Annotated in this window: 18 protein-coding genes; 13 read left to right on the forward strand and 5 right to left on the reverse strand. The window is 59.3% G+C overall.

The features are described 5' to 3' along the window. Positions 1-200: hypothetical protein (locus U9R61_RS11100; protein WP_322488881.1), on the reverse strand; the 200-nt coding region annotated here is incomplete at its 3' end. Positions 201-362: 162 nt separating this feature from the next. Here U9R61_RS11100 and puhE point away from each other — a divergent pair. From puhE to U9R61_RS11150, 10 genes are all read left to right on the forward strand, one after another. Next, the gene (puhE, locus tag U9R61_RS11105; protein WP_322488882.1) at positions 363-1,127 is read left to right on the forward strand and encodes a putative photosynthetic complex assembly protein PuhE; all 765 of its coding nucleotides are present in this window, start codon (positions 363-365) and stop codon (positions 1,125-1,127) included. 276 nt (positions 1,128-1,403) lie between these two features. Beyond that, complete coding sequence (acs, locus tag U9R61_RS11110) at positions 1,404-3,494, forward strand: acetate--CoA ligase alpha subunit (protein ID WP_322488883.1); 2,091 nt, start codon at positions 1,404-1,406, stop codon at positions 3,492-3,494. A 12-nt stretch (positions 3,495-3,506) separates the two neighbouring features. Next, positions 3,507-4,577: a phosphotransacetylase family protein gene (locus U9R61_RS11115; protein ID WP_322488884.1), complete on the forward strand. Its 1,071-nt coding sequence runs from the start codon at positions 3,507-3,509 to the stop codon at positions 4,575-4,577. An 8-nt stretch (positions 4,578-4,585) separates the two neighbouring features. Then, entirely contained in the window at positions 4,586-4,936 is a 351-nt protein-coding gene (locus U9R61_RS11120; protein WP_322488885.1) for a hypothetical protein, read from the forward strand. Further along, on the forward strand, positions 4,923-6,008 hold the full coding sequence (locus U9R61_RS11125; RefSeq protein WP_322488886.1) for a quinone-dependent dihydroorotate dehydrogenase: 1,086 nt from the start codon (positions 4,923-4,925) through the stop codon (positions 6,006-6,008). Before U9R61_RS11120 ends, U9R61_RS11125 begins: the two co-directional genes overlap by 14 nt. Beyond that, the gene (locus U9R61_RS11130) at positions 6,008-6,445 is read left to right on the forward strand and encodes a hypothetical protein (RefSeq protein ID WP_322488887.1); all 438 of its coding nucleotides are present in this window, start codon (positions 6,008-6,010) and stop codon (positions 6,443-6,445) included. The genes U9R61_RS11125 and U9R61_RS11130 overlap by 1 nt, the downstream gene beginning before the upstream one ends. A 16-nt stretch (positions 6,446-6,461) precedes the next feature. Next, positions 6,462-7,202 (forward strand): orotidine-5'-phosphate decarboxylase, encoded by a 741-nt coding sequence (gene pyrF / locus U9R61_RS11135; protein WP_416208845.1) that lies wholly within the window; start codon positions 6,462-6,464, stop codon positions 7,200-7,202. Next, positions 7,199-7,828 (forward strand): phosphoribosyltransferase family protein, encoded by a 630-nt coding sequence (locus tag U9R61_RS11140; protein WP_322488889.1) that lies wholly within the window; start codon positions 7,199-7,201, stop codon positions 7,826-7,828. Before pyrF ends, U9R61_RS11140 begins: the two co-directional genes overlap by 4 nt. A gap of 43 nt (positions 7,829-7,871) precedes the next feature. Beyond that, positions 7,872-8,570 carry a Yip1 family protein gene (locus U9R61_RS11145; RefSeq protein ID WP_322488890.1) on the forward strand — a complete coding sequence of 233 codons (699 nt, stop codon included), beginning with the start codon at positions 7,872-7,874 and terminating at the stop codon, positions 8,568-8,570. A gap of 1 nt (position 8,571) precedes the next feature. Further along, positions 8,572-9,312: a Yip1 family protein gene (locus tag U9R61_RS11150; protein WP_322488891.1), complete on the forward strand. Its 741-nt coding sequence runs from the start codon at positions 8,572-8,574 to the stop codon at positions 9,310-9,312. Between the two features lie 55 nt (positions 9,313-9,367). Here the strand turns inward: U9R61_RS11150 and U9R61_RS11155 are convergent, their stop codons facing one another. From U9R61_RS11155 to U9R61_RS11165, 3 genes are read right to left on the reverse strand one after another with little or no spacing between them, the layout of a single operon-like run. After that, positions 9,368-10,315, reverse strand: coding sequence for a polymer-forming cytoskeletal protein (locus U9R61_RS11155; protein ID WP_322488892.1), 948 nt, complete (start codon positions 10,313-10,315; stop codon positions 9,368-9,370). After that, entirely contained in the window at positions 10,312-10,761 is a 450-nt protein-coding gene (locus U9R61_RS11160) for a hypothetical protein (protein WP_322488893.1), read from the reverse strand. Before U9R61_RS11160 ends, U9R61_RS11155 begins: the two co-directional genes overlap by 4 nt. Then, complete coding sequence (locus U9R61_RS11165) at positions 10,734-11,315, reverse strand: RNA polymerase sigma factor (RefSeq protein WP_322488894.1); 582 nt, start codon at positions 11,313-11,315, stop codon at positions 10,734-10,736. The genes U9R61_RS11160 and U9R61_RS11165 overlap by 28 nt, the downstream gene beginning before the upstream one ends. Positions 11,316-11,455: 140 nt before the next feature. Between U9R61_RS11165 and U9R61_RS11170 the strand changes: the two genes are divergently transcribed. Continuing rightward, the gene (locus U9R61_RS11170) at positions 11,456-11,710 is read left to right on the forward strand and encodes a UPF0158 family protein (protein ID WP_322488895.1); all 255 of its coding nucleotides are present in this window, start codon (positions 11,456-11,458) and stop codon (positions 11,708-11,710) included. 69 nt (positions 11,711-11,779) lie between these two features. Here U9R61_RS11170 and U9R61_RS11175 read toward each other — a convergent pair whose 3' ends face one another. After that, on the reverse strand, positions 11,780-13,057 hold the full coding sequence (locus U9R61_RS11175; RefSeq protein WP_322488896.1) for an ABC transporter permease: 1,278 nt from the start codon (positions 13,055-13,057) through the stop codon (positions 11,780-11,782). A gap of 90 nt (positions 13,058-13,147) precedes the next feature. Here U9R61_RS11175 and scpB point away from each other — a divergent pair, with 90 nt between their 5' ends. Together scpB and dnaA are read left to right on the forward strand one after the other, a co-directional pair. Further along, positions 13,148-13,729, forward strand: a complete 582-nt coding sequence (gene scpB / locus U9R61_RS11180; protein WP_322488897.1) for an SMC-Scp complex subunit ScpB — start codon at positions 13,148-13,150, stop codon at positions 13,727-13,729. Between the two features lie 475 nt (positions 13,730-14,204). Beyond that, entirely contained in the window at positions 14,205-15,647 is a 1,443-nt protein-coding gene (gene dnaA / locus U9R61_RS11185; protein WP_322488898.1) for a chromosomal replication initiator protein DnaA, read from the forward strand. Positions 15,648-15,659: the final 12 nt, after the last annotated feature.

Genomic DNA, 15,659 nt, shown 5'->3' on the forward strand with positions numbered 1-15,659 from the left:
CCGAGTATTCCGGTTTCGTGGATACGGTCAACCTTTCCCGTTTCTACGCCGCCGGTCCATAGTGGGGTGAGGGTGCTGATTGTTAGTTTCATACGTTTTGTGCCGGTTTCTATCGGTTCGACGCGGTCGATCTTCAGGTGTTGCCTGCGAGGTACGTTGATGCTATCGTATCGCCCGCTCGGGTATAGATATTGTGCCATATCTGCCTACGATATGACAACGTGTACCGACCTCACAGGAACGCAAACGCAAAGGTGCAAAGGGCGCGAAGAGCGCAACGGGGAGGTGTGCCCACTCTTCACGGATGCCTGCTTTTCGTGTACAATTATGACATTAGTGTAACAAAACCGAAAGCACCGGCTATGAACTTCATGGAAATTGCCCTCTACTACCTGTTGCCGCTTCTAATCGTCGTCACGCTTTGGCTTGGTCTGACCTTCGGTCTGGTCTGGCTCAATCGACGTGGGCAACGGGTGGCAGGGTGGGCAGTGTTCTTGACCGTACCGGTGTTACTTGTGGCCCACAGTGAATTGCTGGTGACCCGCCACGATCTCGGTGCTCTCGGTGCGTACCGGGCGTTTACCGCCGGTTTAGTGGTGTGGGCGTGGCACGAACTGGCCTTCTACAGCGGGTTACTGGCCGGGCCGCGCCGGAAACCTTGCCCACCAGACGCACGTGGGGTGCAGCGCTTCTTCTACGCCCTCGGCACTCACTTCTACCACCAGCTCGCCTTCTTGCTTGAGATGGCTTTGCTGATCTGGCTGTTGCAAGACGCCAGCCATTGGCTTGGCCCGCTCACCTTTGGGCTAAGCTGGGCCTTGCAACAGAGCGCCAAGCTCAATGTGCTCTACGGAGTGCGGGCGCTGCAAGTCGAACTCTTCCCGGCACACCTTGCCTTTCTCGCCAGCTACTGGCGGCCCGGCCCGCCGAGCGCGTTTTTTCGCCCTAGTGTTTCCGTCGCTACGTTGCTCGCGATTATGCTTTGGTTTAGCATTGGGGCGCATCTTGGTGATCCGGCGGCCATTCGCTTGGCCCTGCTCGCTAGTCTGTTTACCCTTGGTGCGCTCGAACACTGGCTTCTGCTGCTCCCTGCTCCTGCTCCCGCCACCGCCCCGGCCACCGATTAACCGCGCCGTGTAGCCGCGCTTGTAACCTTGCGTGCTACTCTGCATGCAGGGAGCTGCATGCTCCTTGGTCGTGTGTGCGATACGCTGGAATTGCCGGCAATCCTGCAACCTTCCCCGCATGCCGGTCGCATACTCGTCTGCACTACAGCAATTCACGATCGTCATATTTGCGCACCCTTGCATCATTGCGGTAGTTGCACGAAACATCGCTTGTCGCAATGTCGCGTATCGGTTATGATGAATGGGCAAGGTGTGCGGAAAAGGAGCATCCGCGCTATGTTAGAGGCCATTTTTGACCCTCGGTCGGTAGCCGTGCTTGGCGCGTCGCCTGAACCGGCGCGCTTAGGTCATCGTGTTCTGAAAAATATTATCGATCACGGCTATCAGGGTCGTATCTACCCGATCCATCCGCGCGCCACCGAAGTGCTTGGCTTGCGCGCCTATCGCTCGGTGCTCGATGTGCCTGATCCGATCGATTTGGCGGTGATCGTTATTCCACCCCAACACGTCAACGCTGCGGTTGATGAGTGCGGTCGCAAGGGCGTGCGTGGCTTGGTCGTGATTACCGCCGGTTTTAAAGAGGTCGGCGGCGCTGGGCGCGAGCTTGAGCGCGAGTTGTTGGCAACCGTGCGCCGTTATGGCATGCGCATGATCGGTCCTAATTCGCTCGGCATTATCGATACGATCAGCCAGCTCAATGCCTCGTTCGCCAATGCGATGCCGTTGCCCGGCAATATTGCGCTCATGTCGCAGTCAGGTGCGATCTGTACGGCTATTCTCGATTGGAGCTATCAGCAAGGGATCGGCTTTTCGCGTTTCGTCAGCCTCGGCAATAAGGCCGATGTTGATGAGGTGGCGCTGCTTGAGGCGTGGAATCGTGACGAGCATAGCAAGGTGATTTTGGCCTATTTGGAAGCGATTGATGACGGTCCCGGCTTCATTCGCGTTGCGCGCGAGGTGACCAAGTGTACGCCGGTGGTGGCGATTAAGAGCGGTACTACTGCCGCCGGCACCCGCGCTGCCTCGTCCCATACCGGTTCGCTGGCCGGTTCTGAAACGGCGTATGAGGCCGCTTTTGCCCAAAGCGGTATTTTGCGCGCCCGCACGATGAACGAGTTGTTCGATCTGGCCTTGGTCTTCGCTTACCAGCCGATGATCCGCGGCAATCGGGTGGCGATTGTCACCAACGCCGGCGGTCCCGGTATCATCGCTACCGATACCGTTGAACGCAGCGGCTTGGCAATGGCCGAGTTTACCCCCGAAACCATCCGCTGCTTGCAAGAGAAGTTGCCGCCTAATGCGAATTTTTTTAACCCAATTGATGTTATTGGTGATGCGACACCGGATCGCTACGCTTGGGCGATGAAAGCGGCACTGGCCGATCCGAATGTCGATGGCTTGATCGTGTTGTTTACACCTCAAGCCGTCTCTGACCCTTTGGTGACGGCACGGTTGATTGCCGATCTGACCAAGCAGACCGATAAGCCGGTGGTGACCAGCTTTATGGGTGGCGCGAGCCTCGGCGAAGCAGTGCGCGCCCTCAATGAGGCGCGCATTCCGAATTACCTCTTCCCCGAACGCGCCGTCCAGTCGTTGGCCGCAATGTATCGCCAATCACTCTGGCAACAACGTCCGGCTCCTACCTATCGCCATTTTGACGTTGATCGCGATCGCGTGGCACAATTATTCGCTGAGGTGCGCGCGGCGGGCCGGGTTGAATTAGGCGAGGTCGAGGCGCGTGAAGTGATGGAAGCCTATGGGATGCGGTTGCCTAGGAGCCGGTTGGCGCATACCCCGGAAGAGGCGGTCGCGATTGCCAATGAGTTTGGCTACCCGGTGGTCATGAAAATCTCTAGCCCTGATATTCTCCACAAGAGCGATATTGGCGGCGTGCGCGTTGGCCTGAGCGACGCTACAGCGGTGCGCGACGCCTTCGAGCTGATCGAGTACCGCGCGCGCAAATATGTCCCTTCGGCCCGCATTTGGGGTATCCTTGTCCAAGAGATGGTGCGCAAAGGCCGTGAAGTCTTGGTCGGTGTTAGCCGCGATCCGCAATTTGGGCCGCTGATCGCGGTGGGAATGGGAGGCATCTATGTCGAGGTCTTGAAAGATGTTGCCTTCCGCCTCGCGCCGCTCAGCGTTGAAGAGGTGCGCGCGCAGATTCGTTCGATTCGCGCCTACCCGCTCTTGCGCGGCGTGCGTGGCGAACCGCCTGCCGACATCGCTGCCATCGAAGAGACGGTGCTGCGGGTCAGCCAATTGGTCACCGACTTCCCGGAAATTGTCGAGATGGATATTAATCCGCTCGTCGTCCATCACGAAGGCGAGGGCGCGATCGTCCTCGATGCCCGGATCATCCTCAACTAAGTGGAGGCAATGATGGCAACACTGTATGTCGCCTCAACCGAAACCTACGTCGGCAAGAGCGCGGTTTGCGTCGGTTTGCTGCGTCGCATGCAGCAAGACGGCTTCCGCGTCGGCTATATGAAGCCGGTCAGCGTTTCGGTCACGCACACGCCCGACGCGGTGCTCGATGAAGATGCCGCCTTTATCCGCCAGACGATTGGCCTTGATGCGCCAATGGAGCAGGTCGCGCCGGTGTTGATTACGCCGGGGGTGATTGAGTCGATCCTGCGCGGGCAGCCCCATTCGTTCACCAAGACGCTGCGCGATGCCTATCTGGCCGTGTCGCGCCAGAAGGATGTGATGGTGCTTGAGGGCACCAATACGTGGGCCGAAGGGGCGTTGGTTGATCTGACCGCCGATCAGGTGACGGATATGCTCCAAGCTCCCGGCTTGCTTGTGTGCCGCTATACCTCTACCTTGTCGGTTGATACCATCTTGAGCGTGCAACGCTACGTCGGCGATCGCTTGCTGGGGGTGCTGATCAATCAGGTCGAAGAGCCGCACCGCGAGTTTGTTCGCAATCGGGTGACGCCGTTCCTCGAAGGGCGGGGCATTCCAGTGTTCGGGATTATGCCGCGTGACCGGCTCTTGTCTGGGGTGAGCGTCAACGAGCTGGCCCAGCATTTGGGCGGGCAAATTATTGGCCGGCCTGAGTGGGGTGAAAAGATGCTCGATTCGCTGATGATCGGGGCGATGGGTGCCGAAGCGAGCCTGTCGTTCTTCCGCCGCCGCGCCAACAAGGCGGTGATTACCGGCGGAGATCGCAGCGATTTGCAACTGATTGCGCTACAGACCAGCACCAACGCGCTGGTGCTGACCGGCAATATCCGCCCGACGATGCAGGTGATGGATCGCGCTGCCGAGTTGGAGGTGCCGATTATTCTGGTGGCCGATGATACCCTGAGCACGGTTGATCGGGCCGAGCGTCTGTTTGGTCGCGTCCGCTTCCATCAAGAAGCTAAGCTGCGCCGCTTTACCGAATTGCTCGATGCCCATTTTGATTTTGACCGTTTGTATCGCTTGCTGGGGTTGAAGATCCACTAGGACGCGCTATGACCACCGATCCGTTGCCTGAGAACGCCGAAGTGATTGGGCCATTAGTGTTTGTGCCTAATCCTGATTACCCCTACCCGTTTCCGGTCGCTCGCCCACCCCGTTTCTGGATGGAAGAGACGACCGGGCGGCTGGCGGCTGCGATTGAACGCTATATGCAAGGTGAACCGCTGACCGCCGATCAGCTTGAGGTGATTAAGCTCTATCTCACCCAATATTTGGAACGGGCGGTGATTGAGGGGAGCGCCGACCGGAAACGGTTGCTCAGCCGGATCGACCGGCTCCGCACAACGCGCGATATCGAGCGCTTTGCCGATGAGTTGTCTGAGGTGGGTGTTGAACCGTTCTGATCTAACGATATACCGCTTCCTGCTGCGCCCGATCTTGTTCCGGCTGGGCGGTGGCGATGCCGAAACCTCTCACGAACGCACCTTGCATTTGTTGGCGTTGCTGAGCCGTTCACGCTCGTTGTGCCGCTCTCTGCAGTTGATTGCTGCGGTCCGTGATCAACGCTTAGCGCGTACCGTCTTCGGGGTTCACTTTCCTAACCCGGTCGGGTTGGCCGCTGGCATGGACAAAGATGGCGTGGCGCTGCCGGCATGGGCTGCGCTTGGCTTTGGCTTTGTCGAGGTGGGTACTGTCACCCATCACCCGCAACCCGGCAATCCGCGTCCGCGCCTGTTTCGCTTACCGGCGCGCGAGGCGCTGATTAATCGCATGGGGTTTAATAATGCCGGCGCGGCGGCCTTGGCGCAACGGCTGGCAGCGACGCCGGTTTCCATCCCGGTTGGCGTCTCGATCGGTAAATCGAAAGTGACGCCGCTCGATCAGGCGATCGACGATTATCGCGCCTCGTTCCGACTGCTCTTCCCGTATGCCGCCTACGCGGCGATCAATGTTAGTTCGCCCAATACTCCCGGCCTGCGTCAATTGCAAGACGCCGACCACTTGCGCGCGCTCTTGGCCGCGTTGCAGCGCGATAACGCTGAGTTTGGCCGCGCCGATCCACGCGGGCCGCGCCCGCTGTTGGTGAAAATTGCGCCGGATTTGAGCGATGCAGCAATCGAAGAGCTGTTGGCCGTATGCACCGATCACGCTGTCGCTGGTATTATTGCTACCAATACCACGATTGGGCGCAGTGGCCTTGAGGGGATCGATCCGGCGTTAGTGGCCGAGACCGGCGGCCTCAGCGGGCAACCGCTCGCCCAACGCGCCCGGCAGGTGGTGCAGTTGATTGCGCGCGCGACTGGCGGCAAATTGCCGATTATCGGCGTCGGCGGCATCCATTCGCCTGATGATGCGCTACGGATGTTCGATGCCGGCGCGAGCTTGATCCAGCTCTACACCGGTTTGGTCTATTGCGGGCCGCTGCTGCCGCGCCGGATTAACCGCGCGTTATTAGCTGCCGGCAAGGAGCGGTGATGAGCGGGTTTCTCGGCACAAAGGCTACCTTCGCTCAAGATGTGTCATTGGTAGGCAGTATCGTGGTGGCGATCGCTTTTACCATTGGCGCTTATCTAGCGGTGAAGGGCTATTCTGCTACGCACCGCTGGCTGCAAACCGGCGCGACAGCGGCTAATTTGGTCTTGGTGTTCGGTGTGATGATCCCATCGCTGCTTGCCGTCACGCCTGATGAGAACCTTACCTTACCGGCGGCAGCCTTTGTCGCGATGCCGGCTCACGAGGTGGTTGGCACGGTCGCGATGCTGTTTGGGGTGTATGTGGTGTTCGTTGGTAATGGCTGGCTGCCGGAGCGCTGGCGCTTCACCAATTACAAGCCGTTTATGCGCATTGCCTTTGCGCTCTATTGGGTGGCAACGGTCGTAGGGGTTGCCGTGTATTTCTTGATCCATACGTGAGCGCATCATGACGACAATGCAAGGACCTCCTCACGAACGCATCTTGGTTGCGCTTGACACGCCTGAGCTTGATCGGGCCGTGGCGCTAGCGGCCCAGTTGCGCGGGCAGGTGGGCGGGTTCAAGGTAGGGCTGGAACTCTGCACCGCCGCCGGCGCGCCGCAAGTGGTGCAGGCGATTGCGGCGGTTGGCGGCAGCGTTTTTCTCGATCTCAAGCTGCACGATATTCCCAATACGGTGGCTGGCGCGGTGCGCGCCGTCTGTGCGCTCGGCCCGGCGGTGCGGATGCTCACTTTGCATTGTACCGGCGGCAGCGCCATGCTGCGCGCGGCAGTCGCTGCCGCGCAGCGCATGCCGTATCGCCCCTTGCTGCTCGGCGTCACCGTCTTGACCAGCCTCGATGCGGCGGCGTTGGCGGGCGAGTTGCAGGTGAGGCAGGAAGTCACTGAGTATGTAGTGCATCTGGCGCGGATGGCGCGCGATTGTGGCCTCGATGGCGTGGTCGCTTCGCCGCACGAAGTGGCCGCGATCCGCGCTGCTTGCCCCGATGTGCGGATTGTGACGCCGGGCATTCGCCCGTTGTGGGCCGGCGAAGGCGATCAACGGCGGGTGATGCCGCCTGCTGCCGCGTTGCGAGCTGGTGCAGATTATCTGGTGATTGGCCGCCCGGTTACCAACCCGCCGGTTGCGATCGGCGATCCGGCGGCGGCGGCGGCCCGAATCGTAGCTGAGCTTGAACAGGATCACGGAACGTTATGAGCGATGCCAATCTCTTAGATGTCTTGCATCAATTGGGTGCGATTGTCACCAACGATCACATTGTCTATACCTCTGGCCGCCATGGCAGCAGCTACGTGAACAAGGATGCGCTCTATCCGCATACGGCTGCCGCTAGCATGGTCGGTGCGGCGTTGGCCCGTCACTTTGCCGATGCCGGCGTCGAGACGGTGGCCGGGCCGACTGTGGGTGGAGTGATTATGGCCCAGTGGACGGCGCATCACCTGTCGCAACTGAACGGGCGGGAGGTGTTGGCGGTCTACGCTGAAGAAGAACAGACAGAGACCGGTAAGCGGCGGGTGTTTCGCCGTGGCTATGATGCGCTGATCGCCGGCAAGCGGGTGTTGGTGGTCGAAGATGTCCTCACCACTGGCGGCTCGGCGCGGCTGGTGGTTGAGGCGGTGACGGCTGCCGGTGGGATTGTGGTCGGCGTTGGCGCGCTCTGCAATCGCGGCGGTATCACGGCGCTCGATCTCGGCGCGCCGCGCCTCGTGGCGTTGACCGAATTGCCGCTTGAGAGTTATCCCGCCGAGGAGTGCCCGCTCTGCGCTGCCGGCGTTCCCATCAATACCCGCCTCGGCAAAGGGGCGGCGTATCTGCGTGCGTAACCTGTCTCAGGATCCGGTTCTTTCGCTTAGCACAAGGAAAGCAATGGAATCTCTCGCCTACCTATTTCGCCTCAGCACTGCCGGTCTGTTTCTCGATCCCAACGCTTTTCGCGAACAGCGCGATAATCCGGCAACCTTACGCGATGGCTTTCTGGTTGTGGCGCTGGTGGGAGTCGTGGTTGGGGCAGCGAGCAGTATCGGCAGCTTGCTCAGCACACTGGCTAGTCCCGATCCGCTGACCGTGCTCGATGTTGTCCAGCGCGGCATTGAACGCACTCCCTTTTTTGCCGAACTGCAACAGGTAAATCCGGCGTTCGAACTCGAGCCGTTCTTTACTCAATTGGCCCAGCTTGTTGCGCCGCTCCGCTGGAGTGGCTTGATCGGCGCGATTGCCACGCCGTTCGTCTATTTGGTTATTTGGCTGATCTACGGCTTGGTGGCCCATCTCGCCGCCCGCTCACTTGGCGGTGAAGGTGCCTTTGCCCAGACGCTCGGCTGCACGGCGTTAGCGAGTGGCGCGAATTGGCTGGCGGTGGTGCAGATTGTGCCATTCGCGCAAGTCGCCGGTACGACGCTGCTTGGCTTGATCGGGTGTTATCTTGGTCTGCGCGCAGCGCACAATCTGCCGGCATGGCGCGCGTTTTGGGCGACGCTGATCGGGCCGATTGTGTTGGTTGTGTTGCTGATGCTGTTCAGTTGTGGCGCTTTGGCAGTGCTGGTTGCCACCGCGCAGGGGAGATGATATGCCGGTGATCGATACCTTTAATGGGGCTTTGACCCTCAACCAACGGGTATTTACTGAGATGCGCGACGCGCCTGACGGGGTGCGGCGCGGATTTCTGATCATTCTGATGGTAGGGTTGCTCGTTGGCGCAGTCCAGAGTGCGAGTGCGCTGATCAACGCCACTGACCCAGAGCGCGTTGTACAAGAGGTGATGCTGAACTACCGTCAATCGCTCGAACAACAGCAAGCCGCTGCAAACACGCCTGGGCAGCGTGAAGTCGTTCGCTTGCTGCAAGAGAGCGAAGATGAGATAGCGCAGATGGTGCGCGATATGATTACTATCCCTACCGCCTTGCCTCGTCTGGTTGCGCTCGTCTTGCAGGCGATCGGCCAGACTGTCTCGACGCCGCTGACCTACTTGAGCGGAATGTTGCTAGCGGTGACGTTCACCCATCTCGCCGCCCGCCAACTCGGTGGGCAAGGCGGCATTCGCGCGATGGTCGCCGTCGGCTCGCTCTCGGTTGCGCCCCATGCCCTCGATGCGCTTACGTTTATTCCGGTCTTGAGCTTTCCACTCTCGGTGATCGCATGGGGATGGGGTTTGATTATCCTGATCAGCGGCACCGCTGTGGTGCATCGGCTCGATAGCGGCAAGGCTACGCTGGCCGTATTGCTCTACCCCAGCCTGCTCATCGTGTTGGGGATATTGCTGAGTTGTGTGCTTGGTCTCTTATTTGTTGCGCTGGCAACCAGCGTATAGGTAGCGACGTTGCCTACACGTCGCTACGACCTGGTTGGTGCTTTTCGCAGCCGTGCTAACCAATGTGTTTTACCGCCGGCCACTCATCGCGCCAAATCGGTAACGCGCCGCCGCGGCTAATCAACGCCGCCCCCAACCCCCAGCTCGCCACGGCATAGCCTAATGCCAACGCGAGCGCTGGTGCAACGATGCCGATAATGACCAGCGGTGCGAGCACAATGAACGCGCCGAGGGCGGCGGCTAGTGGCGGCTTGAGCGCCCAGCCGGGTGACCAGGTGGCTGCGATCGCGCGCGCGACGCCGGTGAGGCCGATGGCATACGGTATGTGGAGCAGAATGAGCAATGGCAGGAGCAGGATCAGACCGGCGAGGCTGAGCGTCAATACCCCCACCACAAGTGGTAATGCCGAGAGTGCCAGTATGCTTGAGAGCAGGCCAACCACGGCGCTGCGCAATGGCGCGGCCCGCAAGGCTCGCCCGATCCCGGCGGTGCGGCGTGGCCAGATGAGTGCAATCGCCACGCAGAGCATTGCCGACATCAGCGCACCGAGCACCCCGGTAGTTCCCGGCGGCAACCAACGACGGACGATGGTTTGGCCGCTCAGCGTGCCAATCAACGCGGTGGCTGCCGCCGATCCGGTTAGTGGTTCGACCCCGATCACGGTACCGTGCAAGCTGGCGCGCGATTCAATCTCTACGCCGCCAGCGATTGAAAGGACGTTTCCTTCGACAATGGCCCCGGGAGCTATCGTGATCGTACCGGTGTAGCTCACCACATCGCCGCGCACGATGCCTTGCACGGTGATCGAGCCGGCCCAACTCGTCACATCGCCATCAACCTCGCCCAGTATCACAATTGGTTGATCGAACGTGGCTACGTGGCCACGGTACTGCTCGCCGGCAGTAATGACCAGCGCCGCTGGCCCTTGCGCAAATGCGCGCGCCGGCATAGCGAGCATTGCCAAACAGAGCATAACTGCAAGCAACCAACTTTGTCGTATCACTGCCAAACCTCAGCCAATGGTGCGTTAAGAATCAAGCGCCGCCAGAGCCATCCAGCTCCAAAGAGGACGAACAATCCGAGCACCCACCACCCAGCGCCGGCCAGCCACAGATACCAAAGCGGCTTGGCGACAAGGATGATCCCCAACACATATCGTCCGGCGCCAGTGGCTGGATCGCCGAACAGCGAGGCTGGGCCATTACTGTCAATACTCAATCCCCAGACTCCCAGCATCAGCAAGACGAGCGGCGCAGCCAGCCAGAGTGAACGCCAGCGCCAACCACGGTGCGCAGGAGTGGCGGAGAGGCGTCGTACCACGCGCGCCGATAGATCGGCTGGCGGCGCTGCCATCTTCGGTTCACCCCACCGCGCTAGCAATGTGCGCGTCTCGGCTTCGATCTCGGTCAGCTCGGCATCGGTCAACTCGCCATCCCTTCCGCGTTCCATACCTCCTCCTCAGCGGCCAGCGTCTCTTGCAGCATTTTGCGCGCCCGGTGCAGCCGGGTCTTGACGGTTGCTTCGGTTAAACCCAAGATAGCGCCGATTTCGTCATACGAAAGATCGTGCCAATAACGCAACACTGTCACGCTGCGATAACTTTCAGGTAGCCGTTGCAATGCCCGTTGCACCGCTTCACGCTGCGCGCTCTGCAAGGCGCTTCGTTCTGGACCCGGCTGCGTGCTTGGCAGCCAAAAGGCGACATCTTCCAACGTTAACCAGTTGAATCGCCGCCGGCGCAGGCGATCAATGCAGTAGTTCGATCCGATCGTGAGCAGCCACGTGACCAGCCGGCGCGACGGATCATAACTCTGCAGATGGCGAAAGGCGCGCAAGAAGACTTCCTGCACCGCGTCTTCCGCCTCGGACGCATCGCCGAGCATGCGATAGGCCTGATTATACAAAATGCCGGTATAGCGCTGGACAATCGTGGCGCATGCCGATTGGTCGCCGGCGCAAGCCCGGTTGACGAGGTCGATCTCGTCAGATGGTGGATCGCTCACAGGCGCTCCTCACAGATACTATACGACTCATTACGATAAACGTTACCACTCTGTCAACTTGCAAGAGCGGGCAGGTTCGTGTACCATCATCGTGATTCGGCGGTCGTTCGTATGCCGTCGTCAATCCACTGGAGGATGCTGTGGCCGCTAACATCAATCGTGAGCAAATTCGCGCCGCGCTGGCCGAGACCGACCCGGCTGTGAGCTTTTATCTCGACCTAAACTCCGGTGAGGTGTTGCGGGTTCCCGACACCGATCCAAGCGCCGAGGCGGAAGCACTGCGCAATCAGGTGATGGAAGGGTATGGTGATCGGTTCCGGTATATTCCCGGCGGTAAGGCCAGCCCTACCGATGCCGATGTGCAGGAATGGCTCGAAGCTGAAGGGCTGGCCTAAATTGGGCATGTTCGGCAAGGCGAGATGATCATTCATCTCTGCCTTGCCGATCCTATCGCTGCTGCGCGGTTATTGTTTCTCATACGGTTTGCCCACCGCCGCCGGCCCGATAGCGCGGCCAATTAATCCAGCCAGCACAATCATCGTCACCACATACGGGGTAATTTGCAAAAATTGCACCGGCACCGGGCCGCCAAAGACCTGTACCTGCAAGATTTGGAAGCGGGTGCCTAAGGCCTCGGCAAAGCCAAACAGCATTGCGCCGCCAAAGGCGCCAAACGGCATCCATTTGCCGAAGATCATCGCCGCTAGCGCGATAAAGCCCTTGCCAGCCGTCATCCCGTCGTCAAACTGGCCCACCGTTTCCAACGAGAACCATGCACCGCCGAGCCCGGCAATGCACCCGCTGATGAAGACGTTGAAGTAGCGCATCCGGTTGACCGCAATGCCAACCGTGTCAGCGGCTTTGGGATTCTCGCCCACGGCCCGCGTGCGCAAGCCCCAACGGGTCATAAAGAGTACGATGTGGGTCATGATTACAAGGAGCAGCATAGCAAAAAAGATTGGCTTGCCGCTGAAGATCAACGTCCCCAACACCGGAATGGATTCGAGCGAGCGGGCAAGGTCAGGAAAACCGGCGTTGGTCAGCAGGCCGGAAATCGACGGTAGCGTGATCCGTCCTCCGCCTTCCACAACGATATACTGTCGCCTGAGGTAGCCGGTCACGCCAATCGCTAAAATGTTGACCACCGTACCGCTAATAATCTGGTCGGTGCGGAATGAAATCGAGAGCGCGCCGTGCAAGAGCGCCATGATGCCGCCGATGACAATTGCGCCAATCACGCCAACCCAGATATTGCCGGTGAAGATAAAGATGGCGAAGCCAAAGGCGGCTCCCATCAACATCATGCCCTCGATGGCGATATTGATCACACCCGAACGTTCGGCCCAGATCCCGGCCAATGCGCCGAGTGCGAGCGGTGTGCCGAGGCGTAATGATTCGCTGAGCATCACGGTCGCATTGGTCTGTTTCCCAGCTGCGGCCCAGATCAGAATGGCCGGAAACAAGAGCACCGCACTCGTCCACAGCAGACCGTCGGCCCAGCGTTGGGCGCGGTTGCTCAGGCCCAGCACGCCGGCAATCAGCGCAATCAAACCGATAACGGTCAGGCTCCACGCCGTGGGGAAGGCTATCACCGGTTGCGGCACCGCCAACGCAATGCGGGTTACCACGGTATCGCCCGCTAGTGCTAGTGGTACGTAGTTGAACAACATCAAAAAGCCCAAGAGGGTAAAGAAACCAGCAATCACTTGCCGGCGGGAAATGCCACGACGGCGTTCACTCATTGGCAACGTCCTTTCCTGCTTGCACTTGCAGCCGTTATGATACCATAAGCAATCATCTTCTGGATAGCGCCTGATGCCTGAACATCGCCCATGACTGAATCTGACCACGTCTCACCAACAACTAATGCCGGTTCGCCCGACCAGCCGGCGCTCTTTCCCGATACGGCGCCACCTTCGTTGGCGCAACTAATTGAAGCAGTGCTCTTTGTTGCCGGCGAACCAGTGACGATCGAGCAATTGGCGCGCGTGTTAGAGGCGACGCAAGAGCACATTACCGCGGCCATCGATGCATTGAGCCAAAGCTATGCGCAGCGCGGGATTCGCCTTCAGCGCCACGGTGATCAGGTGATGTTGGTCAGCGCGCCGGAAGCGGCGCCGGCCATCCGGCGCTTGCTCGGTGCGCAACACGGCCAACGTCTGTCACATGCTGCCCTAGAGACGCTCGCGATTATTGCCTATCGCCAACCTATCACACGCGCCCAGATCGATGCTATTCGCGGCGTTGATAGCAGTGCGGCGCTGCGCGCGTTGCTCGCGCGCGATCTGATCTGTGAGGCTGGCCGTCTCGAAACGCTGGGTCGGCCTATCCTCTACGCCACAACCCCGGCCTTTCTCCAACAATTTGGTTTAACGAGCCTTGCCGATCTGCCGCCGGTTGAACTCCCGGAATAATGGTGCAGTGACTGTGATCACTGCGCCATCACTATCCACGTCCTTCTCCCCGCCTGTCCACTCATTATCCACATGAAGGGCAGGGTGATCGCGTTTGTTGTTCGATCGGTGATGAGCGCACCACGATGCACTAAAATGGAAGCTGCCCGGCAAATTGTTTGCTGGTTTATCCACAATTATCCACAGTTTAATCTCAACATAACGCAGTCTCTATCTCGCTACGATCACAAGAAACAAACGCCTACCACATCGCATCACTATAAGGAACATTTATAGATCTCCCGCATTATGTTGCTTGAAATATGGGAACAGATCGAGTATGATCACACCACGTCAATTGAAGACTTGCTGCCCGCTCTCACTACGAGCGCACTGAGACCGAGATGTTAAACGGCTGCGTTGCCGATCCCGCGTTTCGACGCGGGTGATTCATTATGTGCGCGAGGATTAAGCGCGGCTCGCAAGGAGGCGCAGCGTGAACCTAACTCAAATCTGGAAAGCAACACTGACCGCCCTGCAATCGCAAATTTCGCGCCATGATTACGATGCGCTGCTGCGATCGGCAACGCTGTTGTCGCTTGACAACGGCGTGGTGCGGATTGGGGTCTCGTCACCGGCTCAGAAAGAAGGGCTGGAAAACCGGTTACTCATGCCGCTCCGCAATACGCTGACGCGGGTTGTCGGCTACTCGGTGCAAGTGCAGGTGCTGATTGCTAGCCCATCGTTGCGCCCTGAATTGCTCCCTGCCTCGTTCAACGGCTCGCGGTTTGCTGCTGAACCTGAACCGATGATCGCCGAATCTGCCACGCCGGCCTTTGCGCCCGGCAATGGCTCCAGCGAGCGCGCTGTCCAGCTCGATTTGGCCAGCGCAATGCGTTCGGGGATGCTGAATCCCAAATATACGTTTTCCAGCTTTATTGTCGGTTCGAGCAACCGCTTGGCCCACGCCGCTTGTCTCGCCGTGGCCGATAACCCCGGCCAAGCCTATAACCCGCTCTTCCTGTATGGCGGTGTCGGCTTGGGTAAGACCCACTTGCTCCACGCAATCGGCAATCGCGTGCTCGATCGCGATCCCGAAATTAATGTGCTGTACGTTTCATCTGAGAAATTTACCAACGACTTGATTAATGCCATTCGCCGCCAGCAGACCGAAGAGTTCCGCATGCGCTACCGGAATATCGACGTGCTGCTGATCGACGATATTCAATTTATTGCCGGCAAAGACGCCACCCAAGAAGAGTTTTTCCATACCTTCAATACGCTCCATTCGGCGGCGAAGCATATTGTGATTAGCTCTGATCGCCCGCCGAAGGCGATTCTGACCCTCGAAGAGCGGCTGCGTTCGCGCTTCGAGTGGGGCTTGATCGTCGATGTCCAGCCGCCCGACCTTGAAACGCGCACCGCGATTCTGCGCGCGAAGGCCGATCAGATGAGCGTGCATGTGCCCGATGAGGTGATCGATTTTCTGGCTCACAAGATTCAGAGCAATATCCGCGAACTTGAAGGCAGCCTCAACCGGGTTGCAGCTTACGCCGAACTCAACCGGTTGCCGATTACCATCGATACGGCAACGGCTGCCCTTGCCGATCTGTTGGGCAATCAGCGCCGCCGCCGCGTCAGCGCCGAGGCGATTTTGCAGGTAGTGAGCGAACATTACGGGATCGAAGTCGAGCAATTGCGCGCTCGCAATCGCTCGCGCCACGTGGTGGTGCCGCGCCAAGTCGCGATGTATCTGCTGCGTGAAGAGACCGAGAGTTCGTTGGTCGATATCGGTAATCTGCTCGGCGGACGTGATCATACGACGGTGATGTACGGTTGCGAGAAGATTGCTGAGGAGATTAATACCGATAACCATTTGCGCAGTGAAGTCATGACGATCCGGGAACGGATCCAGATGATGCGCGGTGTGTCGTCGTAGGCGCTATGCCCC

Origin of the sequence: Chloroflexus sp., from assembly GCF_034431535.1 — a bacterium.
Lineage (GTDB): Bacteria > Chloroflexota > Chloroflexia > Chloroflexales > Chloroflexaceae > Chloroflexus.